This is a genomic window from Ralstonia psammae (assembly GCF_958405935.1).
GTDB lineage: Bacteria > Pseudomonadota > Gammaproteobacteria > Burkholderiales > Burkholderiaceae > Ralstonia > Ralstonia psammae.
The window spans coordinates 29,132-43,341 of sequence record NZ_CATZBU010000014.1; the positions used below are offsets into that span (position 1 = coordinate 29,132).

Sequence of the window (14,210 nt, forward strand, 5' to 3'; positions counted from 1 at the left end):
CGCCGCCATGCCCAATCTGCAACTGTTGCTGGTCGAAGACAATCCGCTCGACGCAGAACTCACGCGCGCGCGTCTGGAAACCGCCAACCTGATCGCCGACACCGTGCTCGTGGACAACGAGACCGACTTCGTCGCACAGCTCGGCGCACGCACCTTCGACGCCATCCTGGCCGATTTCATGCTGCCGATGTTCACCGGGGCGGAGGCGCTGGACATTGCGCGCCGCATGGCGCCGCAAACGCCGTTCATCTTCGTATCGGGCGCGCTGGGCGAGGAACACGCGGTGGACATGCTCAAGCGCGGCGCCACCGATTACGTCATCAAGCAGCGCCTGCAGCGCCTGCCCGTGGTGCTGCTGCGGGCGCTGGCCGAAGCGGCAGAACGCCGCCAGCGCATCGCCGCCGAAGCCGCCCTGCGCGAAGCGGAAACGCACTTCCGCCTGCTGATCAACGCGCTCAAGGAGCACGCCGTGCTCTCGCTTGACCCGCAAGGCATCGTGCGCACCTGGAACGCGGCGTCGCGCGGCATCCTCGGCTATGCGCGCGAGGACATTCTCGGCAAGTCGGCCGAGATTCTGTATCCGCAAGCCGCGCGCGAGGCCGGTGAATTCCAGCGCAAGCTCGAACGCGTGCGGCGCGAAGGCAGCCTCGCCGACGACCGCTGGATGCTGCGCAAGGACGGCACCCCGTTCTACGCGTCCAGCGTGGTCACTGCCATCCACAACGAGACGGGGCAACTGGTCGGCTTCTCCAAGATCATCCGCGACGCCACGGAAGAACGCATGGCCGCCGACGCCCTGCGCCGCGCCAAGGAAGAAGCCGAGACCGCCAACCACGCCAAGGATCACTTCCTCGCCGTGCTTTCGCACGAACTGCGCACCCCGCTCACGCCCATCCTGACCGCCGTGCATCTGCTGGAACTGCGCCAGGACCTGCCGGCATATGCGGTCGCGCAGCTGGAAGTCGTACGCCGCAATGCCGAGCTGGAAGCGCGCCTGATCGACGACCTGCTCGACATCACTGGCATTGCGCGCGGCAAGCTCGCGGTGAGCTTTGCACGGGTCGACCTGTATCCGCTGCTGGAGAGCACGCTCGAGATGTCGCGCAACGACATGCAGGCCAAGCGGCTGTCGCTCAAGACGCGCTTCGAGGCGGGCCGCAGCCGACTGTTTGCCGACGGCGCGCGCATTCAGCAGGTGATCTGGAACCTGGTGCGCAACGCCGTCAAGTTCACCCCCGAAGGCGGCGCCATCGAGGTGCGCGTCTGGAACCCGGGGCCATCGACCGTGGCCGTGGCCGTGAAAGACAACGGCATCGGTATCGAGCCCGACGCACTGCCGCGCATCTTTTCGGCATTCGAGCAGGCCGATGCATCGATCACGCAGCGCTTTGGCGGACTCGGCCTGGGCCTGGCGATTGCCTATGCGCTGGTGCAGAAGCACGAGGGCTCATTGATCGCCGAGAGCGCCGGCCGCCACGAGGGTGCCACGTTCACGCTCACGCTGCCGCTGGCCACCGAGATGGCGCAGCCCGAAACGCCGCCCGCACCGCCCGTGCCACGCGCCCAACCGACGTGCGGCCTGCACGTGCTGTTGGTGGAGGACAACGCCGATACGGCAGAAGCCATGTCGCAGATGCTGGAGATCCTCGGCCACAGCGTCGCCGTGGCCAATGGCGCCCGCACGGCCATGCAAGCCGCTGAATCGGGCACATTCGATCTACTGATCAGCGATATTGGCCTGCCGGACGGCAGCGGCCTGGACGTGGTGCGCGTATTTGCCGAGCGGCAAGCCGCCCCGTCGATCGCAATTACCGGCTATGGCATGGAAGAAGACATCGCCCGCTGCCGCGACGCGGGCTTCACGGATCACCTGACCAAGCCGGTGGACTTTAAGCGGTTGGAAACCCTGCTGGCCGGTTACCTGGCCACGCGCGACGCCCGAACCGCCAGCGTGGGCGCGAGCTGAGCCGCGCCAGAATGCCGCAGGGACTCGCCCTAGCGGCGCAACAGGCCCCATGCGGCAGGCAGCAGCATGGCGCCCACCACAGCGGCCGTCCACGCCATGATCTGCCCATCGGCATACAGGTGGACGAACTGGCCGCTGTAGTAACCAACCAGCGCGCCAATCCCCCCGGTCAGCAGGGCCGCCAACCACCCCAGGCGCTTGCCTGCGGGATGCAGCCAACGCGCCGCCACGCCCACTGCCACCCCGATCCACAGCGGCCCGATCCACCCCATGCCTGTTCTCCGTCTTGCCCAAGAGCGATTCAATTGGACGCGTACCTTAGCGCAGGACGGTGCAGAAGGCCACGGCGGCACACCGGCTCGCGCGTGACGAATAATCGACATTCGTCCATACATGCCACCAGATTTGACCTGCCTCCTGCTCAGCCGGGGGTCGGGCGTTATAATGCAAAGTGCTCAAAATTCGTGCCGTTCCCTTTTTACCGGCCGCCCCACATGCAGTTGCTGACGCTCGGAATCAACCACCACACTGCGCCGCTTTCCCTGCGCGAGAAGGTGGCGTTTCCGCTCGAGCAGCTCAAGCCCGCCCTGGGCACGCTGCGCCAGCACCTGCCGCATCTCAGAAACACGGCGGAAGCCGCCATCCTTTCCACCTGCAATCGCACCGAAATCTACTGCGCCACCGACGGCAACCTGCCCGAGCAGACCGCGCATGAGCATGCGATTCGCTGGCTGGCACAGCACCACAACATCGACGCCGACGAACTCGCTCCGCATGTGTATTCGCTCGGCCAATCGCTTGCCGTACGTCATGCGTTTCGCGTAGCCAGCGGGCTCGATTCCATGGTGCTGGGTGAGACGCAGATCCTCGGCCAGATGAAAGACGCCGTGCGCACCGCCACCGAAGCGGGCGCCCTGGGCACGTACCTGAATCAGCTATTCCAGCGCACCTTTGCGGTGGCCAAGGAAGTGCGCGGCACGACAGAGATCGGCGCGCATTCCGTGTCGATGGCCGCAGCCGCTGTGCGCCTGGCGCAGCGCATCTTCGAATCGATTGCGGAACAGCGTGTGCTGTTCATCGGTGCGGGCGAGATGATTGAGCTGTGCGCCACCCACTTCGCCGCGCAGACGCCGCGCGAGGTGGTGATCGCCAACCGCACGCTGGAACGCGGCGAGAAGCTCGCCGAATCGCTGTCGAATCAGGGCCTGAACGCCCGCGCCGTGCGCCTGGCCGAACTGCCGACCAAGCTGGCTGACTTCGACATCGTCGTCTCGTGCACCGCCAGCACGCTGCCCATCATCGGCCTGGGCGCCGTGGAGCGCGCCATCAAGCAGCGCCGCCACCGCCCGATGTTCATGGTCGATCTGGCCGTACCGCGCGACATCGAACCCGAAGTCGCACGCCTGTCCGACGTGTTCCTCTACACCGTGGACGACCTGGGCGCCATCGTGCGCGAAGGCAACGCGCTGCGTCAGGCCGCCGTGGCGCAGGCCGAGGCCATCATCGAAACGCGCGTGCTGAACTTCATGCACTGGCTCGATGCGCGCAGCGTGGTGCCCATCATCCGCGATCTGCATGCGCAGGCCGAAACGCTGCGCCAGGGTGAACTGGAACGCGCCCAGCGTATGCTCGCGCGCGGCGATGACCCGGCGCTAGTGCTCGAAGCGCTGTCGCAGGCGCTCACCAAGAAATTCCTCCACGGCCCGACGCATGCGCTCAACCATGCGCAGGGGGAAGGCCGCGAACAGCTCATCGACGTCCTGCCGGCGCTGTTCCGCCAATCCAGCCACTCCGAGCGCTAGCGGCTGGCGCATCGCACGCGCGCCGCATGTTTTCACTCCTGGCGCGCAACTCTTGGCGCGGTATCATGCGCCGCCTTCGCTTCCAGCGTTTCCCTCCGCGACTGCCCGAATGAAGCCCAGCATGCTGTCCAAGCTCGACCAACTGGCCGAGCGCATCGTCGAAATCAACGCGCTGCTCGCGCGTGAAGACGCCACCGCCAACCTCGCCCAATATCGCAAGCTCACGCGCGAACACGCCGAGCTGGAGCCCGTGGTCGCACAATTTGCCGCGTGGAAGCAGGCGCAGGAAGACATCGCCACCGCGCAGGAGCTGGCGGCCGATCCGGACATGAAGGCGTTTGCGGAAGATGAACTCCGCGCGGCGCGTGAGCGCATGGAATCACTCGAAGGCGAGTTGCAGCGCCTGCTGCTGCCGAAGGACCCGAACGACCATCGCAACATCTTCGTGGAAATCCGCGCCGGCACGGGCGGCGATGAATCCGCCCTCTTCGCAGGTGACCTGTTGCGCATGTACACGCGCTATGCCGAACGGCAGCGCTGGCAGGTCGAGATCGTGAGCGAATCGCCGTCGGATCTTGGCGGCTACAAGGAAGTGATCGCGCGGTTGGTGGGCGAAGGCGCGTACTCGCGCCTGAAGTTCGAATCGGGCGGCCATCGCGTGCAGCGCGTGCCAGCCACCGAGGCGCAGGGGCGTATCCACACGTCCGCCTGCACCGTGGCGATCATGCCGGAGGCCGATGCGCTGGCCGACATCCAGATCAACCCGGCGGATCTGCGCATCGATACATTCCGCGCCTCCGGTGCGGGCGGCCAGCACATCAACAAGACGGATTCGGCCGTGCGCATCACCCACCTGCCGACCGGCCTGGTGGTGGAGTGCCAGGACGACCGCAGCCAGCACCGCAACAAGGACCGCGCCATGCAAGTCCTGGCTGCGCGCCTGAAGGATCGTCAGGAGCGAGAGGCACAAGCCAAGGAAGCCAGCGCGCGCAAGAGCCTGATCGGCTCGGGCGACCGCTCCGACCGCATCCGCACGTACAACTTCCCGCAAGGCCGCGTGACCGATCACCGCATCAACCTCACGCTGTACAAGATCGACGCGATCATGGACGGCGACATCGACGAACTCGTGGGCGCATTGGCTGCGGAGCACCAGGCAGAGCAGCTCGCCGCGCTGGGCGAAGACGCCTGAGCGCGCCGGATCGTTAAAAAGCGCGCGCTCCGTAACATCCGCTTGCGTTTGATACAGCTTTGCGCGATGGCGAGCCGGTCTCGCGTTCCTATAATCGATCTCGATCACGCCGAGTGCGTAGCCGGTCGCATTCGGCGCGCATTCACCAACAAGCGCGGCAACATCACGATTAGGAGAATCGCAATGCGTACCCAACTGCTGGCCATCACTGTCGCTACCACCCTCGCACTGGGCCTGGCCGCCTGCGGCAAGAAAGACGACGCCACCGACCAAGCCGCGAAGAGCGCAATGGAACAATCGAAGGACGCCGCCAAACAGGCCCTCGACAACGCCGGCACCGCTGTGAGCAAGGCCGCCGACGCCGCCAAGGTGGAACTCTCGCAAGCCGCTTCGGATGCACAGGTCTCGGCATCGGGTGCCCTGTCGCAGGCCAAGGATGCCGCCAAGAGCGCCGCAGACAAGACGGCCGATGCGGCCAAGGTTGCAGCAGACAAGACCGCTGACGCCACCAAGGAAGCGGCCAACAAGGTCAAGGACGCGACCAAGCAGTAAGCTCCGGTCAACCGCACCGACCCGCTCGCGGGCCCGCGCCACATCGGCCGGGCCCGTGTTATTTTGTGCGCCCGATCTTCGCTGCTGGCCTGTTGCCGTGTCGTCTGCTCCCGTCATTTCGCCCGAAACCCTGCCTCGCGTGGCCGACGCGCTGACGGCGCTGGCACGTGCCGGCTTGCCTGCGCTGGAAGCACGCATGCTGGTCTCGCACGTGACGGGCCTGTCGCGCGTGCAACTCATCACGCAAGACACCTGCGCCATCGACGTCGCCGCGCGTGCGCAGATCAGCGAACTCGCCACACGCCGCCTGGCCGGCGAGCCGATGGCCTATCTGCTGGGCGAACGTGAATTCTTTGGCCGCACGTTCAAGGTGACGCCAGCCGTGCTGATCCCGCGTCCCGATACAGAATTGCTGGTCGAACAGGCGCTGGACCGGCTCGAAGAACGCGACGCGCCCGCCGTACTGGACATGGGCACGGGAAGCGGCATCATCGCCATCACGATTGCGTTGGCGCGGCGCGACGCACGCGTGTGGGCCACCGATGCCTCCACTGATGCGCTGGCCGTGGCGATAGACAACGCCAAGGCGCTGGGCGCCGTCAACGTCCGTGCGGCGCCGGGCGACTGGTACAGCGCGCTGGCCGAAACCGATGCGCCGCCCGCCTTCGACCTGATTGCCAGCAACCCGCCGTACATCGCTGCCACCGACGCGCACCTCGACCAGGGCGACCTACGCTTCGAACCCGCCGGCGCCCTCACCGACCACGATGACGGCCTGCGCCATCTGCGCAGCATCGTCGCGGGGGCGCCAGCGCGGCTCGTCTGCGGCGGTTGGCTGCTGCTCGAACATGGCTACGACCAGGGCGAACCCGTGCGCGCGCTGCTGAGCGGCGCCGGCTTCGCCAACGTCTTCACCGCGCAAGACCTGGCCGGCCACGACCGCTGCAGCGGCGGGCAATGGCTGGATCAAAACGCCGGTGCGCGTTCCTCGCTAAAATAGATGGGTTTTCCAATGTGGATGTCAGCGCGGAAACCCAGCTGCCGCCCCTCACCAAATCGAGTCTCCCCATGAGCACCACGCACGAAAAGATCGACCAGATCGTCAAAGGCCACCCCGTCGTCCTCTTCATGAAGGGCACGGCGCAATTCCCGATGTGCGGCTTCTCGGGCCGCGCCATCCAGATCCTGAAGGCCTGCGGCGTAGACCGGCCACACACCGTCAACGTGCTGGAAGACGATGAAATCCGCCAGGGCATCAAGGACTACGCCAACTGGCCGACCATTCCGCAGCTCTATATCAAGGGCGAGTTCATCGGCGGCTCGGACATCATGATGGAGATGTACCAGAGCGGCGAACTGCAGCCGCTGCTGGCAGCTTGAACCACGTTCTCGTTTCAGCATGACCGCGACCCTGAACGCCCCAGCTCAGACGCCACCTGTGCGCCGCATCATCGTGGCGATTACGGGGGCATCGGGGGCAATTTACGGTGTGCGGCTGCTGCAAATTCTGCAGGGCCTGCAAGGTTCGGCCGGAGAAGCGTCCGCAGGCGTGGAATCGCACCTGCTGATGTCGCCCGCTGGCCTGATGAACGTGCAGCACGAGCTGCACATGGCACGCGAAGAAGTGGAAGCGCTGGCGCACGTCGTGCATAACGTGCGCGACATCGGCGCGACCATCGCCAGCGGCTCGTTTGCGGCGGAAGCGATGGTGGTGGCGCCCTGTTCGATGAAGACGCTGGCGGCCGTCGCGCACGGCCTGTCGGACAACCTCATTGCCCGCGCTGCCGATGTCACGCTCAAGGAGCGCCGCCGCCTCATCCTGATGGTGCGCGAAACGCCGTTGAATCTGGCGCACCTGCGCAACATGACGGCCGTCACCGAGATGGGCGGAATCGTGTTCCCGCCCGTGCCCGGTTTCTACCAGCGCCCCAAGACGATCGACGACCTGGTCGACCACACAGTCGGACGCGTGCTGGACCTGCTCGGCTTGCCGCAGACGTTGGCGCCGAGCTGGCAGGGTCTGCGTTCAACGGGCTGAGCGCGGATCAGCCCACTGCCGATCAGCGGTGGTGGTAATTGAAGTACACCGACGGTCCGCCCCAATAGCCGCCGTAGTAGGCGGGATAAGCCGGTGCCGCATAGACTGGCGCAGGTGCCACGGCCACCGGTGCCGGATACACCGCACAACCCCCAAGCGTCGCGGCCAACAAGGCCAGAGCCACGATTTTCATGATTAGCGTCCTTCGGCCCCGCTAGTGAGGCCATGTGGACGTTATAAGCCGGTGCGGGCGACGCCGGCGTCATGCGGGTGTAAGCGATGTAACGGAAAACTACGAACGCGTGTCCGTAAGTTCACTGCCTAGGCGCCGGATTGCCTGCGGCTGGCTTGGCCGTCGCGGCGGGCGTGGAAGCCGCCACACCCGACGCAGCAGCCGGCTTGGGCGCATTCGGGTCCACTTCTGTACGCATCTGGTCCATGACCGCCCCGGCGCGCGGCGCCCACAGGAATTCCACCGTGCCGTTCTGCGGCTCTTCGGGAATCGCGTACATCGTGATGATCGTTTGATGGCCGGCCCAACGTGCGCGAAGCGAATCCACCGTCTTACCAGACTTGAGCTTGAGCGGCGCCTTGCCTTCCTGCGCGGGCTTGCCATAGCGATCGGACAGGGCCTGGAAGACGCGTTGCTCCGTATCCACGCCACGCGTCGGCACGAACATGCCGGCGACGTTGCCATCCTGGTCCATCAGCAGCACCGCTTGCGGGCCATCCATCAGCTCGGGGCGCGATGCCTGTGGCACACCCAGCGAGCGCGTGCGGCCATGCGATTCAAGCGCGTCGGAGCAGTATTCGCGGACATCCTTGCCGCCATTCGCGCGTACGTCTTCGCACGAGGGCAGCTTGCGCAGCGGCTTGCCGAGCGGGAAGGCGTCGAGCAGCACAGCTACGTCGCCCGGGTCGCGCACAGTCTTGGCTGGCGCTGCGGCCTTGGGAGCGGCCTTGGCTGCAGGTGCAGCAAACGCCACGGGCGCGAGCAACGAGGTCGAGAGGGCAAGCGCAGCAGTTGCAGCGGCGCGGCGCGTCCAGCAGGTCATGCGAACTCCATGGAGGAAAGAGCCGAGAGTGTGCCACGCGGGAATCCCGGTGCACCGGAAAGCGGTTCTGACTGCCGGCCGGCGGCGTGCGTTCCCCTCAACCGAACGGCTGACCCACCAAATACCGCCCGATTACACGCCATTTGACGCGGATATCGGCCCGATGCGACCGCAAACGTTATCAAAATGTTGCTGGTTTTGATCTCATAAAGGTCCGGCGGGTAAAATCTCGGCGGCACAGACGAATGACCGGCAGGCCCCAAGCGTCACGTTCCTCGGGCCCGCCGCATAGACGCGATCTCATTTTGAACATTCCCTCAGCTGTTTCCTCCCGCACGCCGGGGGCCGCTCGCGCGGTACGCACCCGTTCGATAGCCGGCTATGCGCGGCTGGCCGTGGGCCTGCTGGCGCTGGCTTCGGCGCATGCTGCGCTGGCCTTTGGCTTCAACGATGTGGCCGCGCGCGCCAAGCAACTGGCCGCCAAGCCGTACCAGGCGCCCGCCGACACCCTGCCGCGTGAATTGCGCGAGCTGCGCTACGACCAGTACCGCGAAATCCGCTTCAAGTCCGACCAGGCTTACTGGCGCCGCGAGAAGCTGCCGTTCGAACTCGGCTTCTTCCACGAGGGCTCGTATTACGACCAGCCCGTGAAGATCAACGAGGTGTCGCCCGCCGGCGTACGCGAGATCCGCTTCGATCCGCGGCTGTTCGACTACGGCCCGGTCAAGCTCGACCCGAGGCAGCTGCAGAAGCTCGGCTTTGCCGGCTTCCGCGTGCATTACCCGATGAACACGCCCAAATACAAGGACGAGGTCATCGTGTTCCTGGGTGCGTCGTACTTCCGCGGCATCGGCAAGGGGCAGGTCTACGGCCTCTCGGCGCGCGGCCTGGCCATCGACACCGCGCTCAATTCAGGCGAGGAATTCCCCCGCTTCACCGATTTCTGGATCGAACGCCCCGCCGCCAACGCGAAAGAGCTGACGATCTACGCGCTGCTCAACTCGCGCCGCGCCACGGGTGCCTACCGCTTTGTGATCAAGCCGGGCAGCGACACGGCGGTCGAGGTGAAGGCGCAGTTGTACATGCGCGAGAACGTGAGCAAACTGGCCATCGCCCCGCTCACCAGCATGTTCTTCTTTGGCGAGAATCAGCCGGCGCCGGCGCTAGATTTCCGCCCCGAGGTACACGACTCCGACGGCCTGTCGGTGCTCTCCGGCACGGGTGAATGGATCTGGCGTCCGCTGACGAACCCCAAGCGCCTGCTGGTCAGCTCGTTCGGGACGACCAACCCGGGGGGCTTTGGCCTGATGCAGCGTGACCGCGCGTTCTCCAGCTACCAGGAAATCGGCGACCGCTACGAACTGCGCCCAAGCGCGTGGGTCGAGCCCCTTGGCAAGTGGGGCGCGGGCCGCGTGGAGCTTGTGCAGATCCCGACGCCCGACGAGACCAACGACAACGTGGTCGCCTACTGGGTGCCCGAGAACCCGCCCAAGCCACATCAGCCGTTCAATCTCGACTACCGTCTGCTGTGGCAGAAGGACGCCGACAAGAAGCCCGCGCTGGCATGGGTCACGCAGACGCGCCGCTCGCACGGCTGGACGACCAAGCGCCCGGACGAGCGCAAGCCCGACGATACGATCGCCTTCGTGGTCGACTTTGAAGGCCCCGCGCTGGCCAAGCTGGCACCGAATGCACCGGTTGAGCCGGTGTTCTCGGCAGATGCCAACGGCAAGATCGAGTCGATCTTCGGCCAACCCAACACCGCGACCGGCGGCTGGCGCGTGACCGTGCGCCTCAAGCGGGTCGACGACGATAAACCCGTCGAAATGCGCGGCTACCTGCGCAGCGGCGGCACCGGACTCTCCGAGACGTGGAGCTACCTGTTACCTCCGGGCTGAACGTGACGACAGCCCAGACTGGCGGCGCCGCGGGCGCTGCCCCCTCCACCGGCCCGGCCACGGCGCATGCTGTGGCCGACCGCTATCTTGAAGCGCTGCCGCTGGCGGCCGATGCGCGTGCTGCGCTGCTGCGCAATGCGGGCATCACAGCCGGCGACGACGATGCTGCGGCGCTCGCCAAGCTGCATCGCGCGCTGGCCAAGCTCGACCCGGCGCAGACGACGTCGCTCGACGCCGACGCCCCGGCCTACGCTTCCGTAGGCTCGCGCCTGGATGCCGCCTACGGCGCCACGCGCACCGATGCCGCATCGACGGAGCCTTCCGTCGAACCCGCACCGCCCGTCGATCATGACAGCCAAGGCCGCATCCACCTGGATACCGGGCCCACGCCCGCGCGTCGCTCGATGGTGCCTTGGCCGTGGGTGCTCGGGCCGATCTGGCGCACGCGCAAGGCCATCGACCGCTGGATGCACGGCGGGAAGAAGCCGGTGCCGTACGAAGCACCTGACTCACCCGACCCGAAAGGCATCTGGCGCTTTGTCGGCGCGCGCCGCCGCCTGACGCTGCTCGCGCTGATGATCGCGCAGACCATCGCTGCCACATGGGCGATGAGCACGGTGCTGCCGTATCACGGCGCCGACTGGCTCGAAGCCATCATCATCGTGCTGTTTGCGGTGCTGTTCTGCTGGGTGTCGGCGGGCTTCTGGACGGCCATCACCGGCTTCCTGCTGCTGGCCTTCCACGGCGACCGCTTCGTCATCTCGCGCCGCGCCACGCCCGACGCTACGATTCCGGACGATGCGCGCACGGCCATCGTCATGCCGATCTGCAATGAGGATGTGCAGCGCGTGTTCGCGGGGCTGCGCGCGACGTACGAATCGTTGCAGCGCACGGGGCATCTGGAGCACTTCGACTTCTTCGTGCTGTCGGACTCCGGCGACCCGGACATCCGCACGGCAGAAGCCGACGCATGGCTGCATATCTGCCGCGCGCTCGATGGTTTCGGCCGCATTTTCTACCGTTGGCGCCGCCACCGCGTGAAGCGCAAGAGCGGCAACATCGACGATTTCTGCCGGCGCTGGGGCGGGAAATATCGCTACATGATCGTGCTCGACGCAGACAGTGTGATGAGCGGCGATTGCCTGACACGCCTGGTGCAATTGATGGAAGGCGCGCCGTCGGCGGGCATCATCCAGACCGCGCCGCGCGCCGCCGGCCGCGACACGCTGTATGCGCGTATCCAGCAGTTCGCCACGCGCGTGTATGGGCCGCTGTTTACTGCCGGCCTGCACTACTGGCAGCTGGGTGAATCGCACTACTGGGGCCACAACGCGATCATCCGGCTGGACCCGTTCATCAAGCACTGTGCACTGGCGCCGATTCCGGGCAAGGGCTCGCTGTCGGGCGAGATCATGTCGCACGACTTTGTCGAAGCCGCGCTGATGCGCCGCGCCGGCTGGGCCGTGTGGATCGCCTATGACCTGGACGGCAGCTACGAAGAAATGCCGCCCAACCTGCTCGACGAGCTGGGCCGAGACCGCCGCTGGTGCCACGGCAACCTCATGAACTTCCGCCTGTTCGGCGCGCCGGGCTTCCACCGTGTGCACCGCGCGGTGTTCATCACCGGGGTGATGGCGTATCTGTCGGCACCGCTGTGGTTTTTGTTCCTGATCCTGTCGACAGCACTGCTGGCCAAGCACACGCTGATCGCACCCGAATACTTCACGCAGCCGCGCCAGCTCTTCCCGATCTGGCCAGAGTGGCATCCGGAAAAAGCCGCCGCGCTGTTTTCTGCCACCGCCACCGTGCTGTTCCTGCCGAAGATCCTGAGCGTGCTCGTGCTGTGGGCGCAGGGGCCGAAGCGCTTTGGCGGGGCGATCCACCTGGCGTTGTCGATGGCGATCGAGGCGGCATTCTCCGTGCTGGCCGCACCGGTGCGCATGCTGTTCCACACGCGCTTCGTGACGGCCGCGTTCCTCGGCTGGAAAGTGCACTGGAAGTCGCCGCCGCGCGAGGACGCGCAGACGCATTGGGGCGACGCCGTACGCCGCCACGGCCTGCACACCGTAATCGGCATCGTCTGGGCAGCGATCGTGTATTGGCTGAACCCGAGCTTCCTGTGGTGGCTTTCGCCAGTGGTGGGCGCGCTGATCGTGTCGATTCCGCTGTCCGTGTTCTCCAGCCGCGTGAGCCTGGGCCGCCGCATGCGGCGCCTGCGCCTGTTCATGATCCCCGAGGAAGTGCGCCCGCCGCGCGAGCTGCGTGCCACGCGCAAGCACCTGCGCAATGCGCCGCCGATGCCGGACTTCCGCCAAGCCGTGGTCGACCCCGTCACCAACGCGCTGATGTGCGCGATCGGCACGACGCGCTTTCCGCACGACCGGCGCTTGATTGCTGTGCGTGAAGCGCATGTGCGTCATGCGCTGGAAGTCGGCCCGGACAAACTCACGGGCAAGCAGAAGTTGGTGCTGCTGTCGGATCCGCTCTCGCTGTCGGCGCTGCATCTGGCGGTGTGGTCGTCGCCTGAACAGCGTGCGGCCTGGGAGCCTGCACAAGGCTGAGCGAGCCGCCACGTGAAATACCGCGCCCCACCAGCGTTTTGCCGGTGGGGCGTTTTACTTTCCGTTACATCCGTAGGATTTGCGTATCACCTGAAGCGCCCCGCGGTTCATAGAATGGCATCACGAACTTGATACACGAAGTCGATGGCACTCCAGCCCCCGGCCTCGCAACCGTAAGGAGAAGCATCATGAAACGCACACTGCTCGCATTCGTTCTGGGTGGCGCCGCGCTGTGCGCCTCGACGGCGGCGCTGGCGCATGTGGACGTCGGCGTGTCGATCGGCGTGCCTGCGCCGGTGTATGTGGCCCCGGCGCCTGTCTATGCACCGCCGCCCGTGGTGTACCGCCCAGCCCCGGTCTATGCGCCGGCCCCGGTTGTCTATGGGGGCTACTACCGCGACCGTGACTACTGGCGTGAGCGCGAATGGCGCCGTCATGAGTGGCGCGAACGCGAATGGCGCCACGATAACGGCTGGCACCGCGGCTGGGATCGCTAACAGCGACAGGCAGCTACATCGGCACACGGGCCGCTCGCACGAGCGGCCCGTTGCTTTTGTACGCTCGAATGCCTGCGCAATCTGCAAACCGACCTATGCTGACGTAGCGGCCACCGCAATCCCGCCGCCGGCCGCACAGCACACGGGAGGACGTCATGTCGATCTCCAGCACCCTCGACGGCTGCCTGCGCAGCAAGGGCTGCCTGTACGAGGTGATTCGCCATCCGCATACCCACACGAGCACCGAGACCGCGCAATCTGCACATGTCCCGGGTGACCGTCTGGCCAAGACGCTGCTGCTAGAAGACAAGCTCGGCTACGTCGCGGCCGTGTTGCCATCGACGTATCACCTGCATCTGTCCGAGTTGCAAAAGGAATCGGGCCGCCTGGACCTCACGCTCGCCGATGAATCCGAGTTGCGCGAAGTCTTCCGGGACTGCGATGCAGGCGCCGTACCGCCCGTGGGCATGGCCTACGGCATGCCGACCTACATCGACAGCAGCCTGATGACCCACGGCGATGTCTACTTCGAAGCCGGCGACCACGAAAACGTCGTGCATATGGACATGGATCAGTTCATGGCCTTGATGCGCGACGCCAAGCCCGCTCGCTTCGCGTATCGCATGCAGGGCATCCTCTTCTGAGCACG

General features: G+C 66.0%; 14 protein-coding genes. 11 read left to right on the plus strand and 3 right to left on the minus strand.

All coding sequences use genetic code 11. The features are described from left to right. The first annotated feature begins 7 nt into the window (after positions 1–7). The gene (locus R2N16_RS21255) at positions 8–1,966 is read left to right on the plus strand and encodes a response regulator (protein ID WP_316668336.1); all 1,959 of its coding nucleotides are present in this window, start codon (positions 8–10) and stop codon (positions 1,964–1,966) included. Between the two features lie 29 nt (positions 1,967–1,995). Here R2N16_RS21255 and R2N16_RS21260 read toward each other — a convergent pair whose 3' ends face one another. Next, positions 1,996–2,238 (minus strand): GlsB/YeaQ/YmgE family stress response membrane protein, encoded by a 243-nt coding sequence (locus tag R2N16_RS21260; RefSeq protein ID WP_316668337.1) that lies wholly within the window; start codon positions 2,236–2,238, stop codon positions 1,996–1,998. A gap of 222 nt (positions 2,239–2,460) precedes the next feature. On the opposite strand from R2N16_RS21260, the gene hemA reads away from it, so the two are divergent. The 6 genes from hemA (at position 2,461) to R2N16_RS21290 (ending at position 7,550) form a co-directional block, all read left to right on the plus strand. Next, complete coding sequence (gene hemA / locus R2N16_RS21265; RefSeq protein WP_316668338.1) at positions 2,461–3,768, plus strand: glutamyl-tRNA reductase; 1,308 nt, start codon at positions 2,461–2,463, stop codon at positions 3,766–3,768. A gap of 109 nt (positions 3,769–3,877) precedes the next feature. Beyond that, positions 3,878–4,960, plus strand: coding sequence for a peptide chain release factor 1 (gene prfA, locus R2N16_RS21270; RefSeq protein WP_316668340.1), 1,083 nt, complete (start codon positions 3,878–3,880; stop codon positions 4,958–4,960). Positions 4,961–5,143: 183 nt separating this feature from the next. Continuing rightward, entirely contained in the window at positions 5,144–5,512 is a 369-nt protein-coding gene (locus tag R2N16_RS21275; RefSeq protein WP_316668341.1) for a hypothetical protein, read from the plus strand. Between the two features lie 97 nt (positions 5,513–5,609). After that, positions 5,610–6,512, plus strand: a complete 903-nt coding sequence (gene prmC, locus R2N16_RS21280) for a peptide chain release factor N(5)-glutamine methyltransferase (RefSeq protein WP_316668343.1) — start codon at positions 5,610–5,612, stop codon at positions 6,510–6,512. Positions 6,513–6,580: 68 nt separating this feature from the next. Further along, on the plus strand, positions 6,581–6,892 hold the full coding sequence (grxD, locus tag R2N16_RS21285; RefSeq protein ID WP_009241977.1) for a Grx4 family monothiol glutaredoxin: 312 nt from the start codon (positions 6,581–6,583) through the stop codon (positions 6,890–6,892). 19 nt (positions 6,893–6,911) lie between these two features. Further along, positions 6,912–7,550, plus strand: coding sequence for a UbiX family flavin prenyltransferase (locus R2N16_RS21290; RefSeq protein WP_316668347.1), 639 nt, complete (start codon positions 6,912–6,914; stop codon positions 7,548–7,550). A gap of 22 nt (positions 7,551–7,572) precedes the next feature. Here the strand turns inward: R2N16_RS21290 and R2N16_RS21295 are convergent, their stop codons facing one another. Beyond that, positions 7,573–7,743, minus strand: coding sequence for a hypothetical protein (locus R2N16_RS21295; protein WP_004634685.1), 171 nt, complete (start codon positions 7,741–7,743; stop codon positions 7,573–7,575). 121 nt (positions 7,744–7,864) lie between these two features. Next, on the minus strand, positions 7,865–8,605 hold the full coding sequence (locus R2N16_RS21300) for a hypothetical protein (RefSeq protein WP_316668350.1): 741 nt from the start codon (positions 8,603–8,605) through the stop codon (positions 7,865–7,867). A gap of 371 nt (positions 8,606–8,976) precedes the next feature. Here R2N16_RS21300 and R2N16_RS21305 point away from each other — a divergent pair, with 371 nt between their 5' ends. The 4 genes from R2N16_RS21305 (at position 8,977) to R2N16_RS21320 (ending at position 14,205) form a co-directional block, all read left to right on the plus strand. Continuing rightward, positions 8,977–10,503: a glucan biosynthesis protein G gene (locus R2N16_RS21305; RefSeq protein WP_316668546.1), complete on the plus strand. Its 1,527-nt coding sequence runs from the start codon at positions 8,977–8,979 to the stop codon at positions 10,501–10,503. After that, entirely contained in the window at positions 10,476–13,064 is a 2,589-nt protein-coding gene (gene mdoH, locus R2N16_RS21310) for a glucans biosynthesis glucosyltransferase MdoH (RefSeq protein WP_316668353.1), read from the plus strand. The genes R2N16_RS21305 and mdoH overlap by 28 nt, the downstream gene beginning before the upstream one ends. Positions 13,065–13,252: 188 nt before the next feature. Then, positions 13,253–13,561 carry a hypothetical protein gene (locus R2N16_RS21315; protein ID WP_092975663.1) on the plus strand — a complete coding sequence of 103 codons (309 nt, stop codon included), beginning with the start codon at positions 13,253–13,255 and terminating at the stop codon, positions 13,559–13,561. Between the two features lie 155 nt (positions 13,562–13,716). Further along, a complete protein-coding gene (locus R2N16_RS21320) occupies positions 13,717–14,205 on the plus strand; it encodes an aminoacyl-tRNA deacylase (protein WP_316668357.1) in 489 nt (162 codons plus the stop codon). The last annotated feature ends 5 nt before the right edge of the window (positions 14,206–14,210 follow it).

Bases quoted from the DNA above. Each gene is read 5' to 3' on its own strand.
- R2N16_RS21255 (WP_316668336.1), top strand. From the start codon at position 8: ATGCCCAATCTGCAACTGTTGCTGGTCGAAGACAATCCGCTCGACGCA.
- R2N16_RS21260 (WP_316668337.1), bottom strand. From the start codon at position 2,238: ATGGGGTGGATCGGGCCGCTGTGGATCGGGGTGGCAGTGGGCGTGGCG.
- hemA (WP_316668338.1), top strand. From the start codon at position 2,461: ATGCAGTTGCTGACGCTCGGAATCAACCACCACACTGCGCCGCTTTCC.
- prfA (WP_316668340.1), top strand. From the start codon at position 3,878: ATGAAGCCCAGCATGCTGTCCAAGCTCGACCAACTGGCCGAGCGCATC.
- R2N16_RS21275 (WP_316668341.1), top strand. From the start codon at position 5,144: ATGCGTACCCAACTGCTGGCCATCACTGTCGCTACCACCCTCGCACTG.
- grxD (WP_009241977.1), top strand. From the start codon at position 6,581: ATGAGCACCACGCACGAAAAGATCGACCAGATCGTCAAAGGCCACCCC.
- R2N16_RS21290 (WP_316668347.1), top strand. From the start codon at position 6,912: ATGACCGCGACCCTGAACGCCCCAGCTCAGACGCCACCTGTGCGCCGC.
- R2N16_RS21295 (WP_004634685.1), bottom strand. From the start codon at position 7,743: ATGAAAATCGTGGCTCTGGCCTTGTTGGCCGCGACGCTTGGGGGTTGT.
- R2N16_RS21300 (WP_316668350.1), bottom strand. From the start codon at position 8,605: ATGACCTGCTGGACGCGCCGCGCCGCTGCAACTGCTGCGCTTGCCCTC.
- R2N16_RS21315 (WP_092975663.1), top strand. From the start codon at position 13,253: ATGAAACGCACACTGCTCGCATTCGTTCTGGGTGGCGCCGCGCTGTGC.
- R2N16_RS21320 (WP_316668357.1), top strand. From the start codon at position 13,717: ATGTCGATCTCCAGCACCCTCGACGGCTGCCTGCGCAGCAAGGGCTGC.